Here is a 21,020-nt window from a genome sequence, read left to right on the forward strand (position 1 = left end):
ACGGTGCGGCAGAAACAGGGGACAAACGGTGCGGCGTGTCGCCAATGTTTCAGATGATTTCGCAATATGAAAAGGCATTCGCATGCCCGGTCGGCTGCTTCGCATGGTCGGTGGGATTCCGCCTTGCGGTTTGAAGAATGGCGAGTGGGTTAAGCGACGGATTAAGTTGTCGCCGTTCTCGCTTTCTTTACCGCTTCGAAAGGTGTTTTTTCCATGACCAATGCATCCAGGCTCGTCTCCACGGGCAGCCGCCTCCTCAAACAGATGGCATCGCAACAACCGACCGCCCAGGCGGCCAAAAAGGCCGCGTCGGGCGCCACCACCGCCGGCCAATCGCGGCCGGGTTTCGCGCCGCCGGGCTTGAATGCCCGTGCGGGAGGGGGCAAGGCCCATTCGGGCAGCGCATCGCCGCAAACCCGGGGCAGCCTCGCATCGTTCCAGTCCGGCGCTGCGTTTCAGTCGCCGCAGGGCGCATTCCCTCTGCGCCCCGGCACCGGGCTTCAGCACCTGCAAAGTGTGCGCCCCTTGAACACTGTGGCCGCTGCGGAATCCACGATCACCGCCCGCGAAGCGGCGCTGCCGGGTGTCTATACCGCCATCCCCGCAGACAACCTGCCCGAGCACGCGGACAACCAAAAGCGCCTGGAGGCTGGCGTGCAGAAGTTTTTGCAGCAAGCCTCCGTGCAAGCCGAGATCGCGGCCGGCAAGGACGTGCGCGATTGCGTGGCGGACGCCCTCCCGGGCCTGCTGGAGCAAGCCCAGCTGTCCACCGATATCTATCAGCCCAAGGACGCCACCCAGTTGGCGGGGTACGGCCGCTATCTGCTGCACAGCCACGCGAAGGAAGGAGAGTCGTTCTGCCTGCAACTGTTCGCTTTCGATGCCAGGCAAAAGACCCCCATCCACGACCATCCCAACGAGTGCGCTTCTTTCATCCTGAAGGGCAATTTGTCGGAGCGGATCTACCGACCGACCGGCGAAACGAAAGACAAAACGCCGCTGGCCGACAAGACCGACAAAAATGCGCGGCCGCAGGGATCGTGGGCTGGCTTCGGGCCTGACGAGCTGGGCGTGCCCCACAGCCTCAAGAACAAGTCCGGCGACATCGCTCTGTCGGTGCACCTGTACCGCGACATGGACGGCCTGTCCGAAGGCCAGCAGATCGCGGCCAAGACCAAGTTCGAGCGCACGCCCAAGGCACCCAAGCCCGCCGTGGCTCCGGCCGAGTAGGCTCTCCCGGGGTCGGCCGCCTGCGCGGCCTGGCTAACCCTGCACCAGCCGCTTGAGCTGGTAGAGCGCGTCCAGCGCCTCGCGCGGGCTCAGGGTGTCGGGCTGCAGTTCGGCCAGCGCCGCTTCCGCCGGGCTCACCAGCGGCCCCTCGGCCTCGGGCGGCTCGGCGAACAGGTCCACCTGCGTTTCGCCCTCGCCGGCCCGCTGCTCCAGCGCGGCCAGCGTGTGGCGCGCATGGTTCAGCACCGGGCCCGGCACGCCCGCCAGGCGGGCCACGTGGATGCCGTAGCTGCGGCTGGCCGGCCCCGGCTGGATCTCGTGCAGGAAAACGATGCTCGAGCCCGATTCGGTCGCGCCCACGTGCACGTTCACCGCGTGCTGGTGGCGCGCAGACAACTCGGTCAGTTCGAAGTAGTGGGTGGCGAACAGCGTGAACGCCTTGGTCCGGTCGTGCAGGTGCGTGGCGATGCCGCTGGCCAGCGCCAGGCCGTCAAAGGTGCTCGTGCCACGCCCGATCTCGTCCATCAGCACCAGGCTGTGCGGCGTGGCCGAATGCAGGATCTGCGCGGCCTCGGTCATCTCCAGCATGAAGGTCGATTGCGCGTTGGCCAGGTCGTCGGCCGCGCCGATGCGCGTGTGGATCGCATCGATGGGCCCCAGGCGGCACGACGTGGCCGGCACGTGGCTGCCCATGCTGGCCAGCAGCACGATCAGCGCCACCTGCCGCATATAGGTCGATTTACCGCCCATGTTGGGCCCGGTGATGACCTGCATGCGGGTGTTGGCATTCAACCGCGTGTGGTTGGCGATGAAGCTGCCGGACGAGGTCTCGGCCAGCCGCGCCTCCACCACCGGGTGGCGCCCGCCCTCGATCTCGATGCAGGGCTCGGGCGCGAACTGCGGCGCGCACCAGTGGAGCGTGAGCGAGCGCTCGGCCAGCGTGCACAGCACGTCCAGCGTGGCGAGCGCATGGGCCAGCCGGGTGAGGGCGGGCACATGCGGCTGCAGCCGGTCCAGCAGCTGCTCGTACAGCCATTTCTCGCGCGCCAGGCCGCGCTCCTGCGCCGACAGCGCCTTGTCCTCGAAGGTCTTGAGTTCCGGCGTGATGAAGCGCTCGGCGTTCTTGAGCGTCTGGCGGCGGCGGTAGTCGTGCGGCACGCGGTCCAGGTGGCTGCTGGTCACCTCGATGTAGAAGCCGTGCACCTTGTTGAACTGCACGCGCAGGTTGGCGATGCCGGTGCGGGCCCGCTCGCGCGTCTCCAGGTCGAGCAGGAAGGTGTCGCAGTGCGTCTGGATGCCGCGCAGCTCGTCCAGCTCGGCGTCGAAGCCCGGGGCGATCACGCCGCCGTCGCGCACCAGCGCCGCCGGCTCTTCATGGATGGCCGCGCGCAGCAGTTCGCCGCAATCGACCGGCGGACGCAGGTGGTCGAAGATCTGGGCCAAAAACGGCTCCGAAGCATGGAATGCCCCGGCAAGCTGCTCTGCTTTTTGTAGCGTCTTGCACAGGCCCAGCAACTCGCGCGGGCGCACCTGCCGCAGCGCGATGCGGGCCGTGATGCGTTCCACGTCGCTCACGCCGCGCAGCTCGCCGCGCAGCGCCTGCCACGCGCCGGTGCCCGAGGCCGTGCCGCGCAGCGCCGCAGTGGCCGACAGGCGCTGGCGGGCCTCGGTGCGGTCGCGCCGCGGCTCCAGCAGCCAGGTCTTGAGCAGGCGGCTGCCCATGCCGGTCATGCAGGTGTCCAGCAGCGAAAAGAGGGTGGGCGCGTCTTCGCCGCGCAGCGTGCGCGTCAGTTCCAGGTTGCGGCGCGTGGCCAGGGGCAGGGCGATCAGCTCGTCGCTCTGCTGCACGCGCACGCCGTGCACGTGGGTGAGCGATCGGCCCTGCGTGTGCTCGGCATAGGCCAGCAGCGCCGCGGCGGCGGCGTGGGCCTGGGCCAGGTCCTGCGCGCTCCAGGCGGCAAGGCTGGCCGCGCCCAGTTGTTCCAGCAGCTTGCGCTCGCCCAACGCGGCATCGAACTGCCAGTCCGGCCGCAGGCTCAAGGGGCAGGCGAAGGTGCCGTTCTGGCGCAGCGCCTTCAACTGCTGCTCGAAGCGCTCGGTCACGCCCGCGCTGTAGATGACCTCGCTCGGGCCTATGCGCGCGATCCAGGCGCCGACCTCGTCGTGCGTGCATTCGGCCAGGTGCACCAGCCCCTGCGTGACGCTGAGCCACGCCAGGCCGCAACGCGCGCGGGGGCCCTGGTGCACCGACAGCAGCAGCGATTCGGCCTTGTCGGAAAGCAGTTCGCTGTCGGTGAGCGTGCCCGGCGTGACCACGCGCACCACCTTGCGCTCCACCGGGCCCTTGCTCGCGCCCACTTCGCCCACCTGCTCGCAGATGGCCACCGACTCGCCCATCTTGATGAGCCGGCCCAGGTAGTTCTCCAGCGCGTGGAAGGGCACGCCGGCCATCACCACCGGCTGCCCGCCGGACTGACCGCGCTGCGTGAGCGTGATGTCCAGCAGCCGCGCGGCCTTCTCGGCATCGGCGAAGAACACCTCGTAGAAATCGCCCATGCGGTAGAAGACGAGCGTGTCGGGGTACGCGGCTTTCAGGGCCAGGTACTGCTGCATCATGGGGGTGTGGTGCGAGAAGTCGCTGCCCAGATGCGGCGCGGTGGGCGCGGGCGTGCCAGGGTCGGCTGGCGCTGCGGATGGCGATGCGGTGATGGGGGCGTTTTCTGCCGGCTGCTGCATGTTCTGGGTTCTCTCGACTTCACCGGGATCGCGGAGCGCGCGACGGCCGCTCGCTGCTGCAATCCCCTGCGGGGTGGCATCGCGGCACCCGCTCGGTCAGCGGCCGGCCGCGGCGAACCCGCTATTGTGGACGAGCGCTCTGGTGGAAGCGGGCCGACCCATCGGATCGGCGGTGCTTTGGCTGGCAGCCGCCGCCGTGCCCCGGGCCTTGCCAAAGCGTGGGTGGATGGATGCTGATTTCAAATAAAGCCAGAAAATAAGAAAAATATTCTCAATATGGCTCACTAACATGGTTGCTGTTACCCGGATCAACGGAAATCAAGCAACGCCATGGAAATCTACCTCGACGCCAACGCCACCACGCCCGTCCTGCCCGCCGCCCGCGATGCCGCCCTGGCCGCGATGGCGGACGACTACGGCAACCCCAGCAGCACGCACAGCACCGGCCTCAAGGCCCGCGCGCTGATGGATGCGGTGCGGGCCCGGGCCCGCCGGGTGGTCGGTGCGCCTTCGGGCCAGCTGATGTTCGTGAGCGGCGCGACCGAGGGCATCCAGACCGCAGTGCTGTCGGCCCTCAACCATGTGCGCAGGCAGCGCACCGCAGGCGGCGACGGCGCCGCGGGGCCGCAACAACTGCTGCTGTACGGCGCGACCGAGCACAAGGCGGTGCCCGAGGCCCTCAAGCACTGGAACACGCTGCTGCAGCTCGGCCTGCAGGTGCTGCCCATCCCCGTGGCACGCGATGGTCGGCACGACCTCGACTGGCTGCGCGCCCATGCGCCGCGCGCCGCGCTGGTGTGCACCATGGCTGCCAACAACGAGACCGGCGTGGTCAGCGATCTGGCGGGCATCGCGCAGGCGATGGCGGGCAGCGGCGCGCTGTGGCTCGTGGACAGCGTGCAGGCCCTGGGCAAGATGGCGCTGCAGCTGGCCGACCACCCCATCGACTACGCCACGTTCTCCGGCCACAAGCTCTATGCGCCCAAGGGCATCGGCCTGCTGTACGTGCGCGAGGGCGCGCCGTTCACGCCCATGATGGCCGGCGGCGGGCAGGAGGGCGCCCTGCGCTCGGGCACCGAGAACATGGCGGGCATCGCTGCCCTGGGTGCGGTGCTGGCGGCGCTGGAGGGTGGCACCACGTTCCAGCCCCCGCAGGTGCTGGCGGGCTACCGCGCGCAACTGGGCGCGGCGCTGGAGGCGGCCTTCCCCGGCCTCGTCTTCAACGCGCCGCCCGGGCTTTGCCTGCCCACCACGCTCAATTTCTCGGTGCCGGGCGTGGGCTCCCGGCTGTTGCTGGACCTGTTCGACGCCGCGGGCGTGCGTGTCAGCGGCGGCTCGGCCTGCAGCGCGGCCAAGGCCCAGCCCAGCCACGTGCTGCAGGCCATGCAGTTGCCGGCGTGGCAGGCGGACTCGGCCGTGCGGCTGTCGTTCGGCCCGGCCGCGGATGCCGCCTTCATCGGCGAGGCCTGCGCCCGCATCCGCGCGTGCGGCGAATCGCTGCGTGCCAGCTGCCTGGGCCCGGCGCAACCGGCCGCGCTGCCCGTCGAAGGCGTGACCCGCTTCGTGGTCGATGGCGCGTGCTGCTACCTGGTGGCCGATGCCGCCAGCCGCCGCTGCGCCGTGATCGATCCGCTGCCCGAGCTGACCGAGCGGCTGGCCCAGCTGGTGCGCTGCCAGGGCTACACGCTGGCGGCGGTGCTGGACACCCACAGCCATGGCGACCACGCCTCATCCGCCGCTGCGCTGCGTGCCGCCCTGATCGGCCACCCGGCCGCGGACGAGGCCGTGGACGCCCTGGGCTGGCCACAGCCTGCCGAGCGGATCGACCTGGGCGCGCTGCACCTCACCCGCCTGACCACGCCGGGCCACACCGAAGATGCCACGGCCTATCTGCTGCACGGCGCGCAGGGCCTGCGCCTGGCGTTCGTGGGCGACACCGTCATGCCCGGCGCGCTGGGACGCAGCGATTTCGGGCAGAGCGCGCCGCTCGCCTTCGGGCCGTCGCTGCATCGCATGGCGCAACGCCTGGGCACCCGGACGCTGCTGCTGCCCGCGCACGATGAAGACCACCGCTTCGCCACCACGCTCGCCACGGAATGCGCCGCTCAGCCGCTGCTGGCGCAGGTGCTCGACGGGCGCCTGGACGCCGCGGGTTTCGCACAGGCCAAGGCGCGGCTGGAGCAGGGCATGGCACCGCAGGAGGCCAGCGGCCAGCCCATGCTGTGCGGCGTGCGCGTGGACTCGCCGTGCGCATCCGCCGCGGGCAGCGACATGGCGCCCGCCGCGCTGCAGGCGATGCTGCAGGCCCCGCAGCCCGCCCTGCTGCTGGTGGACGTGCGCGAGCCCTACGAGCAGCGCCTGGGCCGGGCGCCCGACCTGGGGGCACCCGTGCAGCGCCAGGCCGTGCCGCTGTCGGCCCTGGTGAACGCGCTGCCCGACTGGCTGGCCCTGTCGCCCGACACGCCCGTCCTGTTCTTTTGCCGCAGCGGCAACCGCAGCGCGCAGGCCGCCAAGGCGCTGCGCCGGCTGGGCCACGCCCGGGCCTGGAGCCTGGCGGGCGGCATGGCGCTGTGGCGCAGTTGACGGGCGGTGCGCCTGGCCGGTGCGCAGGCATGGGGAAAAAAGGCCTCCAGCACAATCAGTACTAGGGCATTATGCTATTAAAAATATAGCAAATGTCGGGTGCGGCCAGATGGCGAACGGGTGTGCCTGCGGCCCAACGGCCGCAGATGCCTACCGCGCGTAATTGAGCGGCAGCGCCGTGGTGAACTTGATCTCTTCCATCGCGAAGCTGGAGCTGATGTCGCACAGGTGGTTGCTGGCGATCAGCTTCTTGTAGACCCGGTCGTAGGCCGCGATGTCGGGCACCACCACGCGCAGCAGGTAGTCGATCTCGCCGCTCATGCGGTAGAACTCGACGACCTCCGGCATGACCTGGATGGTGGCCTTGAACTTGTCGAACCACTCCTGCGTGTGGGTGCTGGTGCGCACCGAAACGAACACCGTCACGCCGACGTTGACCTTCTGCGCATCGACCAGCGCCACGCTCTTCTTGATGACGCCGCTCTCCTTGAGCCGCTGCACCCGGCGCCAGCACGGCGTGGTCGACAGCCCCACCTTGGCGGCGATCTCGGCCCCTTGCTGGTCGGCGTCTTCCTGCAACAGATCCAGTATCTTTTGGTCAATGGCGTCTAGTTTCACAGTGGGCTCGGCTGGAGGTTCGTAGGAAGGAGGGGGCTCGCCTGGGGCGGCGAACGGTGGCATCGGGGCCGGACAAGGCGCCTTCGATTCCGCCACGCGGATTCTGCATCGGCTCAGCGGTCACCGCGTGCCTTAAGGGCCCGGACGCACCCCTCGAACCCCGGCCGTACTTAGCCCTTTCAGAGGGGCGGGGTTTTTCAGCGCCGCTCAAGCGTCAGAAAAGTGTAAGGCAGGCCGGCCGCGCTCTGGTGGCTTTCGCGGGCGGTTTCCACCCATTCGGGGCCCGGCTCGGGCGCGTAGGCGTCGCCCTCGAACGCCTGCCCGATCTCGGTGGCCTCGATGCGCATGGCCAGCGGCAGGGCCTGCGCGTACAGCTGCGCGCCGCCGATCACCCAGGTGGTGGGGCCCTCGGCCTCGGCCATCCGAAGGGCCTCGGGCAGGCCCGCGGCGCGGCGGGCGCCTTCGGCCTGCCAATCCGGCTGGCGCGTCACCACGATGTTGGCGCGTCCCGGCAGCGGCCGAAAGCGCGGTGGCAGCGAATCCCAGGTCTTGCGGCCCATCACCACGGGGCAGCCGTTCGTCAGCCGGCGAAAGTGCGCCAGGTCTTCGGGCAGGTGCCAGGGCATGGTGCCGTCCTTGCCGATCACGCCGTTGGCGGCGCGCGCATAAATCAGGTGCAGGGCCATGGAAGGGGCTTTCGCAAAGACGGGAAGAGGGGGAGCCGCGCTCAGAAATGCAGGAACGCCATGGTGCCGACGCCCAGGCCGATGGCGGCCACGCCGTACATGCCGTATTCCAGCCACTTCTTGCGCGTGAGCAGCGCGATGGCCGCCAGGGCGATGGCCACCTGCAGCGCGGTGGTGGCCTGGGCCCAGCGGTGGTGCTGGTGCATCTGCGCCTCGCTCTGGTGGTCGAAGTCGAGCGACTCGCGTTCCAGCTTCTCGGCCTGCGTCTTGATCTCGTTCTTCTCGGTCTCGTAGCGGTCCAGCTTGGTCTGGTAGCTGCCCTTGCGGTCCTCGGGCGCCAGGTCGCGGGCCATTTCGGTCAGCGACTGCTTGGTGCTCTTGGACTGGAAGTAATTCCACTGGTTGGAGGCCTCCGTCTTGCGGATGGCCGCGTCGTTCTTCAGCAGCCCGGCATTGGCCTGCGTGGCCCCGCCCATGTAGGAAAAGATGGCGCCCACCGTCGCCACGATCGCGGTGAACATGGCGATCTTGCTGGTGGACGATCCGCCGCCCTCGTGCGCGTGGGCCTCGTGGGGGCCGTGGCCCTGGCTGGCATGTTCGACCGCATGGTCGTGGGGGCCGTGTACGTGAAATCCGCCGGAAGACATAGGGAGTGGATGGTGGAAGGCGTCGGGTGGGACGGGACAGACGGGGCGGAGCCCGAAGGCGCCGTCCCGTCCAAGGGTTGGCAACGGGGCGGTATCTTAGAGTGTGTCGGTGACCTACCGGGGCCGCAGCCCTCAGGCCGGTCCCGCAGGCCGCGGCAGGCGGCACCGCGCCGCGATGCCCAGGAAGTGCGCCAGCCCCGGCGTGGCCAGGCCCTCGACCTTGGCCTGGTCGTCCCACAGCCGCAGGCGCACGGCCTCTTCGGCGTGCGGGCGGCCGATGAAGGCCCGGGCCTCCTGCGCGCCGAACACACCGCCCTGCAGCACCAGGCTGCGCTGCGAGTCGGCCGACAGCGCCGACCGGTAATGCGGCCGGGTGGCGCACAGATAGCGCTTGGCGTCCACGTGCCAGCGGATGGCGTCGAGCACACGGTCCCCGAACAGGCCGCGCAGAAAGGGCAGGGCGCAGAACTGGTGCAGGTCGTCGATGCCGTGCGCGGTGGGGGTGTCGCCATGGTCCTGCAGCAGGTGGCCCAGGTCGTGCAGCAGCGCCGCGGTGACGAGTTCGTCGTCCGCGCCCGCCTGTTGCGCCAGCCAGGCGGTCTGCAGCGCGTGCGCGGTCTGCGTGACTGGCTCGCCGCTGTACTGCGTGCCGCCATGGCGCTCGAACAGCGGGGCGATGTCGTCGAAGGCCAGCGGCATGGTCAGGCCTCGGCGGTGGTGCGCGTGGTGCGCCGGCGCGCCGGGGCCGGCGCGGCAAGGGGTGCTTCTGGCGCGGGGCGGTAGTTCTGCAGGGTGCGTTCGCGGCTGTTCATCACGTGGTCGAACATCGCCTGGCCCGCGGCCTCGGCATTGCGCGCCGCGATCGCCTTGACGATCTGCCGGTGCTCGCGGGTGTACACCGCCATGGATTCGACGGTGAGGTTGCGGCGCCGGATCAGCGACAACTCCTTGATGAGGCGCCGGTAATGGGCGGTGAACTTGGCGTTGCCGGCCAGCTGCAGCAGTGCGTCGTGGAACTCCAGGTTGAAGCGGTGGAAGTCCTGCGCGTTGCCGGCCTTGGTGGCCGCGTCCATGGCATCGACCCATTGGCGCAGCGCTTTCGTCTGGGCGGCGGTACAGGTTTCGGCCAGCTTGCGGCCGATGTACATCTCCATCACCGCGCGCAGCTCGAAGATCTCCAGGGCCTCGTCCAGCGCGATGTCGCGCACGAAGACGCCGCGGTTTTTCTCGGTGCGCACCAGGCCGGCCTCGTCGAGCATGCGGAACGCCTCGCGCACCGGGCCACGCGACACGCCCAGGCGGGTGGCCAGGGTGGATTCGGTCAGCTTCTCCCCGGGCTGGAGCTCGGAGGCCAGGATCATGCGCTCGATCTCGTTTTGCACGAGGCCGGCGAGCGAGTTGCCCTGAAGCTGTGCGATGGCGGCGTTCGCGGGGCTCTGGACGGCCATGGAATCGGTTCTCCAAAAAAAGGTTTGTTTTGCAGATTGTCTACGATCTACAAAAAACAATCGGCCCAACATGGCCCTCATTTTGCTTGGCAAGAATGTCATGAGGATGACACGGGCGGGCACCAAAGTTCCACCCGTTCAACCCCTGGAGCATTTCCATGCAACGCACCCCACGGCCGCTTTCCGCGGCAATTCTCGGACTGTTCCTGGCCGTTGCGGCCGGCTCGGCCTTCGCGCAAAAGCAGCAACTGATCGTCTATACCGCGCTGGAGACCGACCAGCTCAAGGCCTACCAGGAAGCGTTCAATGCGGTGAACCCGGACATCGAGATCAAGTGGGTGCGCGACTCCACGGGCGTCATCACCGCCAAGCTGCTGGCCGAGAAAGCCAACCCGCAGGCGGACGTCGTGATGGGTGTGGCGGCCACCAGCCTGGCGCTGTTCGACCGCAACGGCATGCTGGAGCCCTACGCGCCGCTGAACATCGACGCGATCATGCCGGCCTACCGCGACAAGAAGAACCCGCCCGCATGGTTCGGCATGGACGTGTTCGGCGCCACCGTGTGCTTCAACACCGTGGAAGCCAAGAAGCGCAACATTCCCCTGCCCACGACCTGGAAGGACCTGACCCGGCCCGAGTTCAAGGGCCAGGTGGTGATGCCCAATCCGGCGTCCTCCGGCACCGGCTACCTGGACGTGGTGTCCTGGCTGCAGATGTGGGGCGACGAGGGCGGCAAGGGCGGCGGCTGGAAGTACATGGACGCGCTGCACGAGAACATCGGCCAGTACACGCACTCCGGCTCCAAGCCCTGCAACATGGCCGCCTCCGGCGAGTACGTCGCGGGCATCTCCTTCGAATACCGCGGCCACACCAACAAGGCCAAGGGCGCGCCGATCGAGCTGGTGTTCCCCAAGGAAGGCCTGGGCTGGGACCTGGAAGGCTTCGCCATCTACAAGGGCACCAAGAAGCTGGACGCGGCCAAGAAGCTGGCCGACTGGGCGTCGTCGAAAGATGCCATGAAGCTCTACGGCAAGAACTTCGCCATCACCGCCCAGCCGGGCATCGCGCCCAAGCTGGCCGGCATTCCTGACGACTATGAAGCGCGCCTGATCCGGCTCGACTTCGACCAGGCCGCCGCCAGCCGCGAGGCCACGCTGGCCGAATGGTCCCGGCGCTACGACAGCAAGAGCGAAGCGAAGAAGTAAAAAACCGATGGACAACGACGACGGCAGCTTCCTCGCGCTTCGCGGGATTCACAAGCGATTCGGCGCTTTCACCGCGCTCGGCAGCATCGACCTGTCGATCCGCCAGGGGGAGTTCGTCTGTTTTCTCGGGCCGTCGGGCTGCGGCAAGACCACCTTGCTGCGCATCGTGGCGGGGCTGGAAACCCAGACCGCCGGCCGCATCCTGCAGGCGGGCCGGGACATCTCGGTGGCGCCGCCGGCCGAGCGCGACTACGGAATCATGTTCCAGTCGTATGCGCTGTTTCCCAACCTGACGGTGGCGCAGAACGTGGCCTACGGGCTGGTCAACCGGCGCGAGGGGCGCGCGCGGATCGCGGCGCGCGTGGACGAGTTGCTGCACCTCGTCGGGCTGCCGGGCAGCGGGCCGAAGTTTCCCGCGCAGATGTCGGGCGGCCAGCAGCAGCGCATCGCGCTGGCGCGCGCCTTGGCCACCTCGCCGGGCCTGCTGCTGCTGGACGAGCCGCTGTCGGCGCTGGACGCCACGGTGCGCGTGCACCTGCGCAACGAGATCCGGTCGCTGCAGCGCAGCCTGGGCGTGACCACCATCATGGTCACGCACGACCAGGAGGAGGCCCTGTCGGTGGCCGACCGCATCGTGGTCATGAACCACGGCGTGATCGAGCAGGTCGGCACGCCCATGCAGGTCTACCGCGAACCCGCATCGCCCTTCGTGGCGGACTTCGTGGGCAAGGTCAACCGGCTGGACGCGGTGGCCGAGGGCGGCCACTGGTTCCGCTGCGGCGACAAGCGCCTGCAGTGCGTGCCTGGCGCGGGCACGGAATTCCGGCCGGGCAGCGCGGTGTCGCTGTACCTGCGGCCCGAGGACCGCGTGGTCGGTGCCGCCGTGCAGGACGACCCGCTGCAGTGCGCCGGCACCGTGCGCCACATCGAGTTCCTGGGCGGCAACTGCCTGGCCGAGATCGACGTCGACGGCCTGGGCGGACAGCCGCTGCAGCTGCAGTATTCGCTCAACCAGATGGACGAGTTCGGGGTGCGCGAAGGCACGCGCGTGCGCTTCGCCCTGCGCGCCGACCGGCTGCGCGTGTTCGCCGCCGGCGCCGCCGCATGAGCGCGGTGGCGGCGGCCGTTCGCGCGGCGCCCCTGCGCCAGCGGGTGCATTGGAGCGACCGGCTGGCCCACCTCGGCCTGCTGGGCGTGGTGGCGCTGCTGGGCGTCGGACTGGTGGCGCCGCTGCTGCTCATCCTGTCGAAGGCGCTGGATGCACCGCAGGGCGGGGCGGTGTCGGGGCTGGGGGCCTTCACCGCCTACCTGGCCTCGCCCGCCTTGCTCACCAGCCTGTGGAACAGCGTGTGGGTGTCGCTGCTGGTGACCGCCATCGTGTTGCCGCTGGCCTTCGCCTTCGCCTACGCGCTGACCCGCAGCTGCATGCCGGCCAAGGCGCTGCTGCGCACGGTGATGCTGCTGCCGCTGCTGGCGCCTTCGCTGCTGTCGGCCATCTCGCTGATCTACTGGTTCGGCAACCAGGGTGTGGCCCGGTACTTCTGGACGGCGCTGGGGTTCACCGGCATCTACGGCGCATCGGGCATCGTGCTGGCCGAGTGCTTCGCGGTGTTTCCGCACGTGCTGATGATCCTGGTCACGGCGCTTTCGCTGGCTGACGCGCGCCTGTACGAGGCGGCCGATGCGCTCGGCACCGGCACGCTGCGCAAATTCTTCACCATCACCCTGCCGGGCGCCAAGTACGGGCTGATTTCGGCCGCGCTGGTGTGCTTCACCCTGGTCATCACCGACTTCGGCATTCCCAAGGTCGTGGGCGGCAACTTCAACGTGCTGGCCACCGATGTCTTCAAGCTGGTCATCGGCCAGCACGACTTCCAGCGCGGCGCGGTGGTGGCGCTGCTGCTGTTACTGCCCGCGGTGCTCACCTTCGCCATCGACGGGCTGGTGCAGCGCCGGCAGACCGCCACCCTCACGGCACGTGCCGTGGCGCTGGTGCCCCGGCGCGCGCGCGGATTCGATGCGGCCATGGCGCTCTATTGCCTGTGCATCGCCGCCCTGGTGCTGGCCATGTTCGGCATGGCGGTGTTCGCCTCTTTCGCCAAGCTGTGGCCGTACAACCTGTCGCCCAGCCTGGACCATTACGTCGCGGGCCTGATCGATGCCGATCTGGCCGATGCCCTGGCCAACAGCCTGAAGCTCGCCTGCGGCACGGCGGTGGTGGGGACGGCCGTGGTGTTCGTCGGCGCCTACCTGCTGGAAAAGACCCGGGGCCTGCAAGCTCTGCGGCCGGTGGTGCGGCTGGCGGCCATGCTGCCCATGGCCGTTCCCGGCCTGGTGCTGGGCCTGGGCTACATCTTCTTTTTCAACGCGCCGGCCAACCCGCTGCACGGCCTGTACCAGACGCTGCCGCTGATGGTGCTGTGCACGGTGGTGCACTTCTACACGACCGGCCACCTCACCGTGGTGACGGCGCTCAAGGCGCTGGATGCCGAGTTCGAAGCGGTGTCCGCCTCGCTCAAGGTGCCGCTCTACAAGACCTTCTGGCGCGTGACGCTGCCCATCTGCCTGCCGGTGCTGCTGGACGTCTCGCGCTATTTCTTCATCAGCGCCACGACGACGATCTCGGCCGTGGTGTTCCTCTACTCGCCCGACACCCGGCTGGCCTCGGTCGCCATCCTGAACCTGGACGAGGCCGGCGACACCGGCCCGGCCGCGGCCATGGCGGTGCTGATCGCCGCCACCTCCGCGGTGGTCACGCTGCTGTACCTGGCCGCCGGCCATTGGGTCGAGCGGCGCACCCAGGCCTGGCGTGCACCGGCCCGATGAAGGCGATGACTACCTGAAAACACAGCGCGCAGCGACGAAGACCGCCCTGCCGCCTGGAAAAAGCACCATGGAAACCCACCCTACTTTCGACGTGATCGTCGTCGGCGCCGGCATCGTCGGCCTGGCCCATGCCTACACCGCCGCCCGGCGCGGCCTGAAGGTCTGCGTGGTCGAGCGCGATGCGGCCTGCGTCGGCGCCTCGATCCGCAACTTCGGCTTCATCACCGTCACCGGCCAGGGCGCGGGCGACACCTGGCGCCGCGCCCGCCGGGCCCGCGAGGTGTGGGGCGAGGTCGCGCCCCGAGCCGGCATCGAGGCCGTGCACCATGGCCTGTACCTGACGGCATTCCGGCCCCAGGCCCTGGCCGTGCTCGAACAGTTCATGGGCACCGAGATGGGCGAAGCCTGCGAGCTGCTCGGCGTGGCCGAGGCCGCCCGCCGCGCGCCCGCGCTGCAGCTGGAGGGCGCCCAGGGCGTGCTCTACAGCCCGCACGAGATGCGGGTGGAATCGCGCACCGCCATCGGTTTGCTGACCCAATGGCTGGCCGAGGCGCATGGCGTGGTGTTCCGCTTCGGCGAGGCGGTGCTGGAGGTCGCCACGCCGCGGGTGCGCACCGCGCGCGCCGTGCTGCACGCCGAGCGCGTGGTGGTCTGCACCCATTCGGACATCCACGGCCTGTTCGCCGAGCGCCTGGCGCCGCACGGCCTGCGCCTGTGCCTGCTGCACATGCTGCGCGTCATGCCCGAGCCCGGCCTGCGGTTGCCCGGCTCGGTCATGGCCGACCTGAGCCTGGTGCGCTACCGGGGCTACAGCGACCTGCCCGCCGCCGCCGCGCTGCGCGAGCAACTCCAGCGAGAAGAGGCCGAATCGCTGGCCAACGGCATCCACCTCATCGTGGTGCAAAGCGCCGACGGCTCCCTGGTGGTGGGCGACTCGCACCACTACAGCGCCGCGCCGCAGCCCTTCGCCGACGAGCGGGTGGACGACCTCATCCTGCGCCACCTGCGCGACACGGTGAAGCTGCAATCCTGCCGCGTGACCGAGCGCTGGGTGGGCATCTACCCCTCGTCGGCCACGACCGACTGCCTGATCGACCGGCCCGACGAAGCCACCCGGCTGGTGATCGTCACCAGCGGCACCGGCGCCAGCACCGCCTTCGGCATCGCCGAGGACACCTTCGGCGCCTGGTGAGCCGTCTTTCACCCAACCCTTTCCCCACCGCGCCACGATCAGGACACGACATGGGCATGCCTCCTTCCACCACCACGCTGAGCGCCGTCGTCTTCGACTGGGCCGGCACCATCCTCGACTTCGGCTCCTGCGCGCCGATGGGCGCCTTCGTGCGGCTGTTCGAACAATTCGGCATCCGGATCAACATCGAGCAGGCCCGTGGCCCGATGGGCGTCGCCAAGTGGGACCACATCCATGCCCTAAGCCTGCTGCCCGAGGTGGCGCGGCAATGGGAGCACCTGCACGGCCGACCCTTCGCCAATGCCGACATCGACCACCTCTACGAAGTCTTCACGCCCATGAATGCGGCGGTGGTGGCCGACTTCGCCGATTTCATTCCCGGCGCGCTGGACACCGTGGCCGCGCTGCGGGCCCGGGGGCTGAAGATCGGCTCCACCACCGGCTACAACCGGCCGATCATGGACATCCTGTCGCCCATCGCCGCGGCCGGCGGCTATGCGCCGGACAACCTCGTCTGTGCGGGCGACCTCGTAGCCGGCCGCCCTTCGCCGCTGATGATGTTCCGCTGCTTCGCCGACCTGGGGGTGTGGTGGCCCGCCACGGTGGTCAAGGTGGACGACACCGAGGTCGGCATCCAGGAGGGTTTGCACGCGGGCACCTGGACGGTGGGCGTCGCCGTCAGCGGCAACGCGATGGGGCTGCCGCTCGCCGAGTGGAACGCCCTGCCGCCGGCCGCGCAGCAGGCCCGCCGCGACGCGGCCGCTGGCAAGCTGCAGGGCGCGGGCGCGCATTACGTGATCGATTCGGTGGCCGACCTCCTGCCGGTGATCGACGATATCGCCGGCCGCTTGGCCAAGGGCATCCGGCCCTGAGGCGCGCTGCCCGACCCCCTTGCGCTACGATTCCGCCCTTGGCTCGTCCCTTCGGCACATGAAACAGTACCTCGACCTCGTTCAGAACATCTTCGACAACGGCAGTTGGCAAGACAACCGCACGGGCGTCCGCACCCTGAGCCTGCCGGGCGCGATGCTCCGGTTCGACCTGCAGCAGGGCTTTCCCGCCGTCACGACCAAGAAGCTCGCCTTCAAGTCGGTGGTGGGCGAACTGGTGGGCTTTTTGCGCGCGCGCCGCAGCGCGGCCGATTTCCGGGCGCTGGGCTGCAAGGTCTGGGACCAGAACGCCAACGAGAACGCGCAGTGGCTGGCCAACCCCTACCGCCTCGCCGAGGACGACCTGGGTTCGGTGTACGGAGTCCAGTGGCGCCAGTGGCCGGCCTACAAGCTGATCGACCCGGCGCTGCCGCAGGGCCCGGCACAGATCGCGGACGCGCTCGGCCGCGGCTACGAGGCCATCGGCACGCTCGGCGGCGAGGACGGCAAGCCGTCCGGCGTGCTGCTCTACAAGGCCGTCGACCAGCTCCGGCAGTGCCTGGACACGCTCATCAAGGACCCGGGCAGCCGCCGCATCCTGTTCCACGGATGGAACTGGGCGCAGTTGGACGAAATGGCCCTGCCGCCGTGCCACCTGCTGTATCAGTTCCTGGCCAATCCGGGCAGGAAGGAAATCTCGCTGTGCCTGTACATCCGGAGCAACGATGTCGGGCTCGGCACGCCGTTCAATCTGGCGGAAGGGGCGGCGCTGCTGCACCTGGTGGGCCGGCTCACGGGCTACACGCCGCGCTGGTTCACGTACTTCATCGGGGATGCGCACATCTACGAGAACCACGTGGACATGCTTCGCGAGCAGCTCACGCGCGAACCCCACCCGCTGCCCAAGCTGGTGCTGTCCGACCGCATCCCGGACTACGCCGTCACCGGCACATACGCGCCCGAATGGCTGGAGGCGGTCGAGCCGTCGGACTTCTCGCTCGAAGGCTACCAGCACCACGCCCACATCACGGCCCCCATGGCCGTGTGATATCGCGGGGTGGGCGTGCCGAAACGCCCATGGGCGGCATGGGGCGCGCCAGATGGGGGCATCAGCGGATAAGCTCGCCGGTTGCTCCCCCGATTCCAAGGAAATCCGCCCCATGCGCCTTTCACCCTTTTTGCCATTGTTCGCCGCAGCGGTGCTGGCCGCCGGCTGCGGCACCCACGTGCCGCTCACGCCCACGGCCTCCACGTCCTCTCCCGCCAAGCCGGCCGCGTCCGCTGCGACTGCTGCGGCACCGGCCGCCGCCAACCCCTGGGCCAGCGTGCAGGCGCAGGTGGGCCGCAAGCCTTCGGAGGGCACGGACTTTCTGCGCACCGGCCCCATGGGGGTGCGGGTCAAGGAACTGCTCGGTCCCGTCAACCACCCGGAGTTCCTGCAGAACATGGCCGTCAGTACGCCGCTGCGGCAGGAAGGCGGCCTGCTCTACATCACCGGCCGCCGGTCGACCCAGCCGGACGCCCAGGCGGCCGCGGTGGTGGTAAACCCTTCGCGCGACGCGATGCGCGTGTGGTTGCAGACGGGCGACGAGGAATGGGACGTGCAGGACGCCGGCGCGCCGGTGCCCCTGCCCGCCGACGTGCGCAAGGTGCTGGAAGACGCGCGGCGCTGATCCCGTCGGGCCGCCCCGGTGGCCCGGCCGTCAGGCGCCGTGCACCGGCAGCATGCAGTGCGGGTTCATCAGCCCCTGCGGGTCCAGCGCGCCCTTGATGGCTCGCATCATGGACAGCGCCACGGGCGACTGGTACTTCTCCAGCTTGTCCACCTTGAGCGCGCCCACGCCGTGCTCGGCCGAGAACGAGCCGCCGAACTGCGCCACGGCTTCGTAGACCAGATGGTTCACGCGCGCTTCCTCGTCGCGCAGGAAGGCCTTGGCATCGCCCTCGGCCGGCGCCTGCACGTTGTAGTGCAGGTTGCCGTCGCCCAGGTGCCCGAAGTTGACCAGCCGCACGCCGGGAATCTCGCGCTGCAGCAGCGCGTCGGCGTATTCGACGAAGGCGGGGATGCGCGGGATCTGCACCGAGATGTCGTGCTTGATGTTCAGTCCTTCCTCGGCCTGGGCCAGCGGAATGTTTTCGCGGATGTGCCAGAGCTGGTGCGCCTGCGCCAGGTTCTCGGCCACGACCGCATCGGTCACGCAGCCGGCCTCGAAGGCGGTTTCCAGCAGCGATTCGAAGCGCGTGCGGGCGTGCGCCTCCGACTCGCTGTCGCTGTTTTCCAGCAGCACGCCGTAGGGCACGTCTTCCTGGTCGATGAAGGGCACGCGCAGCTGCGGCATGTGCTTGGCCACCAGACTCAGGGCGAAGCGGCCCATCACCTCGAAGCCTGTCAGCCCCGCGCCCAGGTGCTTGTGTGCCAGGGCCAGCAACTGCACGGCGTGTTCCATCGACGGCACCGCGGCCCAGGCCGTCAGGCTGGCGGCGGGCTGCGGGTAGAGCTTCATCGTCGCGGCGGTGATGATGCCCAGCGTGCCTTCGCTGCCGATGAACAGGTCGCGCAGGTCGTAGCCGGTGTTGTCCTTGCGCAGGCCTTTGAGGCCGTCCCACACCTCGCCCTGCGGCGTGACGACTTCCAGCCCCAGGCACAGGTCGCGCGTATTGCCATAGCGCACGACCTGCGTGCCGCCGGCGTTGGTGGCCAGGTTGCCGCCGATGGTGCAGCTGCCCTCGGCCGCGAGACTCAAGGGGAACAGCAGCCCCGCCTTCTCGGCCGCGTCCTGCACGTTCTGCAGAATGGCGCCGGCCTCCACGGTGAGCGTGAGGTTGTCGGCGTCCACCGCGCGGATGGCGTTCAGCCGCGTCAAGCTCAGCAGCACCTGCGTGCCGGTCTCGTCGGGAATGGAGCCCACCGCCAGCCCCGTGTTGCCGCCCTGCGGCACGATCGCGGTGCCGGCGGCGGCGCAGGCGCGCACCACGGCGGCCACCTCCTGCGTGCTGCCGGGCCGCACCACGGCCAGCGCCTTGCCGCGCGCGCGGCGGCGCCAGTCCTGTTCCCAGGCGGTGAGGTCGCCTTCGGTGAGTACATGGGCGGCGCCGACGGTCTGGCGCAGGGTGTCGATCAGGGTGGACATGGTGTTCTCGAATGCTCGCGAAAAACGGGGAATGGAAGGGGGGCGTGGGGCGGGGCCGTTTTGGGGTGTTCAGGGCGTGGACGGGGCCGGTGCCGCCGCGGCAGCGGCCGCACGCGCGTGCTTCTGGCGCAGGCGCACATGCAGCGCGCAGGCGGCGAACAGCGCCAGGCACAGCGCCACTTCGACCAGCGCGAGCCACCGGCCCGGGGCCGGATCGCTCCAGGCGCGCACCACGCCTTCGGTGAAATACAGCCACACCACCAGGCTCACCCAGCGGTAGGTGTACATGCGGTGCTTGAGCAGCCCGGCCAGCGGAAACGCCAGCGGCAGCGCCTTGAGCGCTAGCCACGAGCCGCCGGGCCGCAGCGGGCTGAGCCACAGCTCCCAGGCCAGGCTGAGCACGATCAGGCCGAGCAGGCTGCCCACGGCCAGCCACCGGGTGGCCGCCACGTCGGGGGCGGCCGGTGCGCCGGTGCCGGATGCGGCGCGGGGCGCGCCAGGGGAGAGGGGGGAAGAGGCCATCGGGGTGGCATCATATCGGCCATGCCTTTAGCCCCACTCGCGCAGCGCTTCGAAGCCGTCCTGGCCGATCTGTCGCACTTTCCCTGGCGCACCACGGCGCACACCCTGCGCGAGCGTTTTCGCGAGGACCGCCTAGGCCTCACGGCCAGCAGCCTGACCTTCACCACGCTGCTGGCGCTGGTGCCTTTCTTCACCGTGGCGCTGGCCGTGTTCACCGCCTTTCCCATCTTCGGCACCCTGCAGACGGGGCTGCAGCGCTGGCTGGTGGACAGCCTGGTGCCGGACAGCATCTCGCGCCAGGTGCTGGGCTACCTCACGCAATTCGCGGCCAAGGCCAGCGGCCTGGGCGTGGCGGGGTTTTCGATTTTGCTGGGCACGGCGCTGGCGCTGGTCCTGACCATCGACCGCACCCTCAACAACATCTGGCGCGTGCGCCGGCTGCGGCCGCTGGGCCAGCGCGTGCTGATCTACTGGGCGGTCATCACGCTGGGGCCGCTGGTGCTGGCGGCGAGCCTGGCGCTCACCACGTCGGTGGCGTCCTCGGCCTCGCGCGGCCTGCACGACGCGCTGCCCGACAGCGCGCGGCTGCTGTTCGACTCCATCGAATTCCTGCTGCTGGCCGGCGGCACCGCGGCGCTGTACCGCTACGTGCCCAACACGCAGGTCAAATGGCGCCATGCGTGGTCGGGCGGGGTGTTCGTCTCGGTGGGGATCGAGGTGGCCAAGAAGGTGCTCGGCCTGTACCTGGCCTCGGTGCCCACGTATTCGGTGCTGTACGGCGCGTTCGCGACGCTGCCGATCCTGCTGGTCTGGATCTACGTGGCCTGGGTGATCGTGCTGCTGGGCGCGGTGGTGGCGGCGTACCTGCCCAGCCTGCTCAACGGGGTGGCGCGCCGGGCGAGCGGCCAGGGCTGGACCTTCCAGCTGGCCGTGGAGGCGCTGCAGGCCTTGCACCGGGCGCACGGGACACCGGCCCGCGGGCTGCGCATGAGCGCGCTGTGCCAGGCGCTGCGCGTGGATGCGCTGCAGCTGGAGCCCGTGCTGGAGGCGCTCACCGCCCTGGACTGGGTGGTGCAGGTCAACGAAACCGCCGCCGGCGTGCCCGAGACGGTGGAGCCGCGCTACCTGCTGGTCGCCGATCCCGCCGCCACGTCGCTGGAGCCGCTGGTGCAGCGGCTGCTGATCGAGCGGGCCGACAGCCTGGAGCGTTTCTGGGGCAACACGGGCGTGTCCGTGCTCAAGATGGCGGACGTGCTGCCCCGCCCGGCGTGAGTCACGGCGGGCATTTGCTATTATTTTTGTAGCTATATGCCCTAGTGGAATATGC

The 21,020-nt window shown here is 69.4% G+C and carries 19 protein-coding genes; 10 read left to right on the top strand and 9 right to left on the bottom strand.

The window, feature by feature from the left end; translation table 11 throughout:
• Positions 1–213 precede the first annotated feature (213 nt).
• A complete protein-coding gene (locus tag AVTE2539_RS04705; protein WP_284408532.1) occupies positions 214–1,230 on the top strand; it encodes a cysteine dioxygenase in 1,017 nt (338 codons plus the stop codon).
• A 33-nt stretch (positions 1,231–1,263) separates the two neighbouring features.
• Here the strand turns inward: AVTE2539_RS04705 and mutS are convergent, their stop codons facing one another.
• A complete protein-coding gene (gene mutS, locus AVTE2539_RS04710; protein WP_284409424.1) occupies positions 1,264–3,846 on the bottom strand; it encodes a DNA mismatch repair protein MutS in 2,583 nt (860 codons plus the stop codon).
• 216 nt (positions 3,847–4,062) lie between these two features.
• Positions 4,063–4,257 carry a hypothetical protein gene (locus tag AVTE2539_RS04715; RefSeq protein WP_284408533.1) on the bottom strand — a complete coding sequence of 65 codons (195 nt, stop codon included), beginning with the start codon at positions 4,255–4,257 and terminating at the stop codon, positions 4,063–4,065.
• A gap of 39 nt (positions 4,258–4,296) precedes the next feature.
• Here AVTE2539_RS04715 and AVTE2539_RS04720 point away from each other — a divergent pair, with 39 nt between their 5' ends.
• Positions 4,297–6,549, top strand: a complete 2,253-nt coding sequence (locus AVTE2539_RS04720; RefSeq protein ID WP_284408534.1) for an aminotransferase class V-fold PLP-dependent enzyme — start codon at positions 4,297–4,299, stop codon at positions 6,547–6,549.
• 150 nt (positions 6,550–6,699) lie between these two features.
• On the opposite strand, the gene AVTE2539_RS04725 is transcribed toward AVTE2539_RS04720, so the two are convergent.
• The 5 genes from AVTE2539_RS04725 to AVTE2539_RS04745 form a co-directional block, all read right to left on the bottom strand.
• Positions 6,700–7,167 (bottom strand): Lrp/AsnC family transcriptional regulator, encoded by a 468-nt coding sequence (locus AVTE2539_RS04725; protein ID WP_272564333.1) that lies wholly within the window; start codon positions 7,165–7,167, stop codon positions 6,700–6,702.
• Positions 7,168–7,364: 197 nt separating this feature from the next.
• The gene (locus AVTE2539_RS04730; RefSeq protein ID WP_284408535.1) at positions 7,365–7,853 is read right to left on the bottom strand and encodes a dihydrofolate reductase; all 489 of its coding nucleotides are present in this window, start codon (positions 7,851–7,853) and stop codon (positions 7,365–7,367) included.
• Between the two features lie 41 nt (positions 7,854–7,894).
• A complete protein-coding gene (locus AVTE2539_RS04735) occupies positions 7,895–8,500 on the bottom strand; it encodes a DUF4337 domain-containing protein (protein WP_284394789.1) in 606 nt (201 codons plus the stop codon).
• Between the two features lie 132 nt (positions 8,501–8,632).
• Positions 8,633–9,199 (bottom strand): phosphonate degradation HD-domain oxygenase, encoded by a 567-nt coding sequence (locus tag AVTE2539_RS04740; protein ID WP_284408536.1) that lies wholly within the window; start codon positions 9,197–9,199, stop codon positions 8,633–8,635.
• 2 nt (positions 9,200–9,201) lie between these two features.
• Entirely contained in the window at positions 9,202–9,948 is a 747-nt protein-coding gene (locus AVTE2539_RS04745) for a phosphonate utilization associated transcriptional regulator (protein ID WP_284394787.1), read from the bottom strand.
• A gap of 158 nt (positions 9,949–10,106) precedes the next feature.
• Here AVTE2539_RS04745 and AVTE2539_RS04750 point away from each other — a divergent pair, with 158 nt between their 5' ends.
• From AVTE2539_RS04750 to AVTE2539_RS04780, 7 genes are all read left to right on the top strand, one after another.
• The gene (locus AVTE2539_RS04750) at positions 10,107–11,153 is read left to right on the top strand and encodes a putative 2-aminoethylphosphonate ABC transporter substrate-binding protein (RefSeq protein WP_284408537.1); all 1,047 of its coding nucleotides are present in this window, start codon (positions 10,107–10,109) and stop codon (positions 11,151–11,153) included.
• Between the two features lie 7 nt (positions 11,154–11,160).
• Positions 11,161–12,261, top strand: a complete 1,101-nt coding sequence (locus AVTE2539_RS04755) for a putative 2-aminoethylphosphonate ABC transporter ATP-binding protein (protein ID WP_284408538.1) — start codon at positions 11,161–11,163, stop codon at positions 12,259–12,261.
• Entirely contained in the window at positions 12,258–13,979 is a 1,722-nt protein-coding gene (locus AVTE2539_RS04760) for a putative 2-aminoethylphosphonate ABC transporter permease subunit (RefSeq protein ID WP_284408539.1), read from the top strand. The genes AVTE2539_RS04755 and AVTE2539_RS04760 overlap by 4 nt, the downstream gene beginning before the upstream one ends.
• Before the next feature lie 67 nt (positions 13,980–14,046).
• Entirely contained in the window at positions 14,047–15,171 is a 1,125-nt protein-coding gene (locus AVTE2539_RS04765; protein ID WP_284408540.1) for a TIGR03364 family FAD-dependent oxidoreductase, read from the top strand.
• A 50-nt stretch (positions 15,172–15,221) separates the two neighbouring features.
• Entirely contained in the window at positions 15,222–16,043 is an 822-nt protein-coding gene (phnX, locus tag AVTE2539_RS04770) for a phosphonoacetaldehyde hydrolase (protein WP_284408541.1), read from the top strand.
• A 58-nt stretch (positions 16,044–16,101) separates the two neighbouring features.
• Positions 16,102–17,088, top strand: a complete 987-nt coding sequence (locus AVTE2539_RS04775) for a thymidylate synthase (protein ID WP_284408542.1) — start codon at positions 16,102–16,104, stop codon at positions 17,086–17,088.
• Positions 17,089–17,200: 112 nt separating this feature from the next.
• Complete coding sequence (locus AVTE2539_RS04780; RefSeq protein WP_284408543.1) at positions 17,201–17,713, top strand: Ivy family c-type lysozyme inhibitor; 513 nt, start codon at positions 17,201–17,203, stop codon at positions 17,711–17,713.
• 30 nt (positions 17,714–17,743) lie between these two features.
• On the opposite strand, the gene AVTE2539_RS04785 is transcribed toward AVTE2539_RS04780, so the two are convergent.
• Together AVTE2539_RS04785 and AVTE2539_RS04790 are read right to left on the bottom strand one after the other, a co-directional pair.
• Positions 17,744–19,171: an FAD-binding oxidoreductase gene (locus tag AVTE2539_RS04785; protein ID WP_284407721.1), complete on the bottom strand. Its 1,428-nt coding sequence runs from the start codon at positions 19,169–19,171 to the stop codon at positions 17,744–17,746.
• A gap of 69 nt (positions 19,172–19,240) precedes the next feature.
• Complete coding sequence (locus tag AVTE2539_RS04790; RefSeq protein ID WP_284408544.1) at positions 19,241–19,693, bottom strand: DUF2069 domain-containing protein; 453 nt, start codon at positions 19,691–19,693, stop codon at positions 19,241–19,243.
• A gap of 21 nt (positions 19,694–19,714) precedes the next feature.
• Here AVTE2539_RS04790 and AVTE2539_RS04795 point away from each other — a divergent pair, with 21 nt between their 5' ends.
• Complete coding sequence (locus AVTE2539_RS04795) at positions 19,715–20,965, top strand: YihY family inner membrane protein (protein WP_284408545.1); 1,251 nt, start codon at positions 19,715–19,717, stop codon at positions 20,963–20,965.
• Positions 20,966–21,020: the final 55 nt, after the last annotated feature.

Source organism: Acidovorax sp. SUPP2539 (assembly GCF_030158975.1).
Classification (GTDB): domain Bacteria; phylum Pseudomonadota; class Gammaproteobacteria; order Burkholderiales; family Burkholderiaceae_C; genus Paracidovorax.

Bases quoted from the DNA above. Each gene is read 5' to 3' on its own strand.
- AVTE2539_RS04705 (WP_284408532.1), top strand. From the start codon at position 214: ATGACCAATGCATCCAGGCTCGTCTCCACGGGCAGCCGCCTCCTCAAA.
- mutS (WP_284409424.1), bottom strand. From the start codon at position 3,846: ATGATGCAGCAGTACCTGGCCCTGAAAGCCGCGTACCCCGACACGCTC.
- AVTE2539_RS04715 (WP_284408533.1), bottom strand. From the start codon at position 4,257: ATGTTAGTGAGCCATATTGAGAATATTTTTCTTATTTTCTGGCTTTAT.
- AVTE2539_RS04720 (WP_284408534.1), top strand. From the start codon at position 4,297: ATGGAAATCTACCTCGACGCCAACGCCACCACGCCCGTCCTGCCCGCC.
- AVTE2539_RS04730 (WP_284408535.1), bottom strand. From the start codon at position 7,853: ATGGCCCTGCACCTGATTTATGCGCGCGCCGCCAACGGCGTGATCGGC.
- AVTE2539_RS04735 (WP_284394789.1), bottom strand. From the start codon at position 8,500: ATGTCTTCCGGCGGATTTCACGTACACGGCCCCCACGACCATGCGGTC.
- AVTE2539_RS04740 (WP_284408536.1), bottom strand. From the start codon at position 9,199: ATGCCGCTGGCCTTCGACGACATCGCCCCGCTGTTCGAGCGCCATGGC.
- AVTE2539_RS04745 (WP_284394787.1), bottom strand. From the start codon at position 9,948: ATGGCCGTCCAGAGCCCCGCGAACGCCGCCATCGCACAGCTTCAGGGC.
- AVTE2539_RS04750 (WP_284408537.1), top strand. From the start codon at position 10,107: ATGCAACGCACCCCACGGCCGCTTTCCGCGGCAATTCTCGGACTGTTC.
- AVTE2539_RS04755 (WP_284408538.1), top strand. From the start codon at position 11,161: ATGGACAACGACGACGGCAGCTTCCTCGCGCTTCGCGGGATTCACAAG.
- AVTE2539_RS04760 (WP_284408539.1), top strand. From the start codon at position 12,258: ATGAGCGCGGTGGCGGCGGCCGTTCGCGCGGCGCCCCTGCGCCAGCGG.
- AVTE2539_RS04765 (WP_284408540.1), top strand. From the start codon at position 14,047: ATGGAAACCCACCCTACTTTCGACGTGATCGTCGTCGGCGCCGGCATC.
- phnX (WP_284408541.1), top strand. From the start codon at position 15,222: ATGGGCATGCCTCCTTCCACCACCACGCTGAGCGCCGTCGTCTTCGAC.
- AVTE2539_RS04775 (WP_284408542.1), top strand. From the start codon at position 16,102: ATGAAACAGTACCTCGACCTCGTTCAGAACATCTTCGACAACGGCAGT.
- AVTE2539_RS04780 (WP_284408543.1), top strand. From the start codon at position 17,201: ATGCGCCTTTCACCCTTTTTGCCATTGTTCGCCGCAGCGGTGCTGGCC.
- AVTE2539_RS04785 (WP_284407721.1), bottom strand. From the start codon at position 19,171: ATGTCCACCCTGATCGACACCCTGCGCCAGACCGTCGGCGCCGCCCAT.
- AVTE2539_RS04790 (WP_284408544.1), bottom strand. From the start codon at position 19,693: ATGGCCTCTTCCCCCCTCTCCCCTGGCGCGCCCCGCGCCGCATCCGGC.
- AVTE2539_RS04795 (WP_284408545.1), top strand. From the start codon at position 19,715: ATGCCTTTAGCCCCACTCGCGCAGCGCTTCGAAGCCGTCCTGGCCGAT.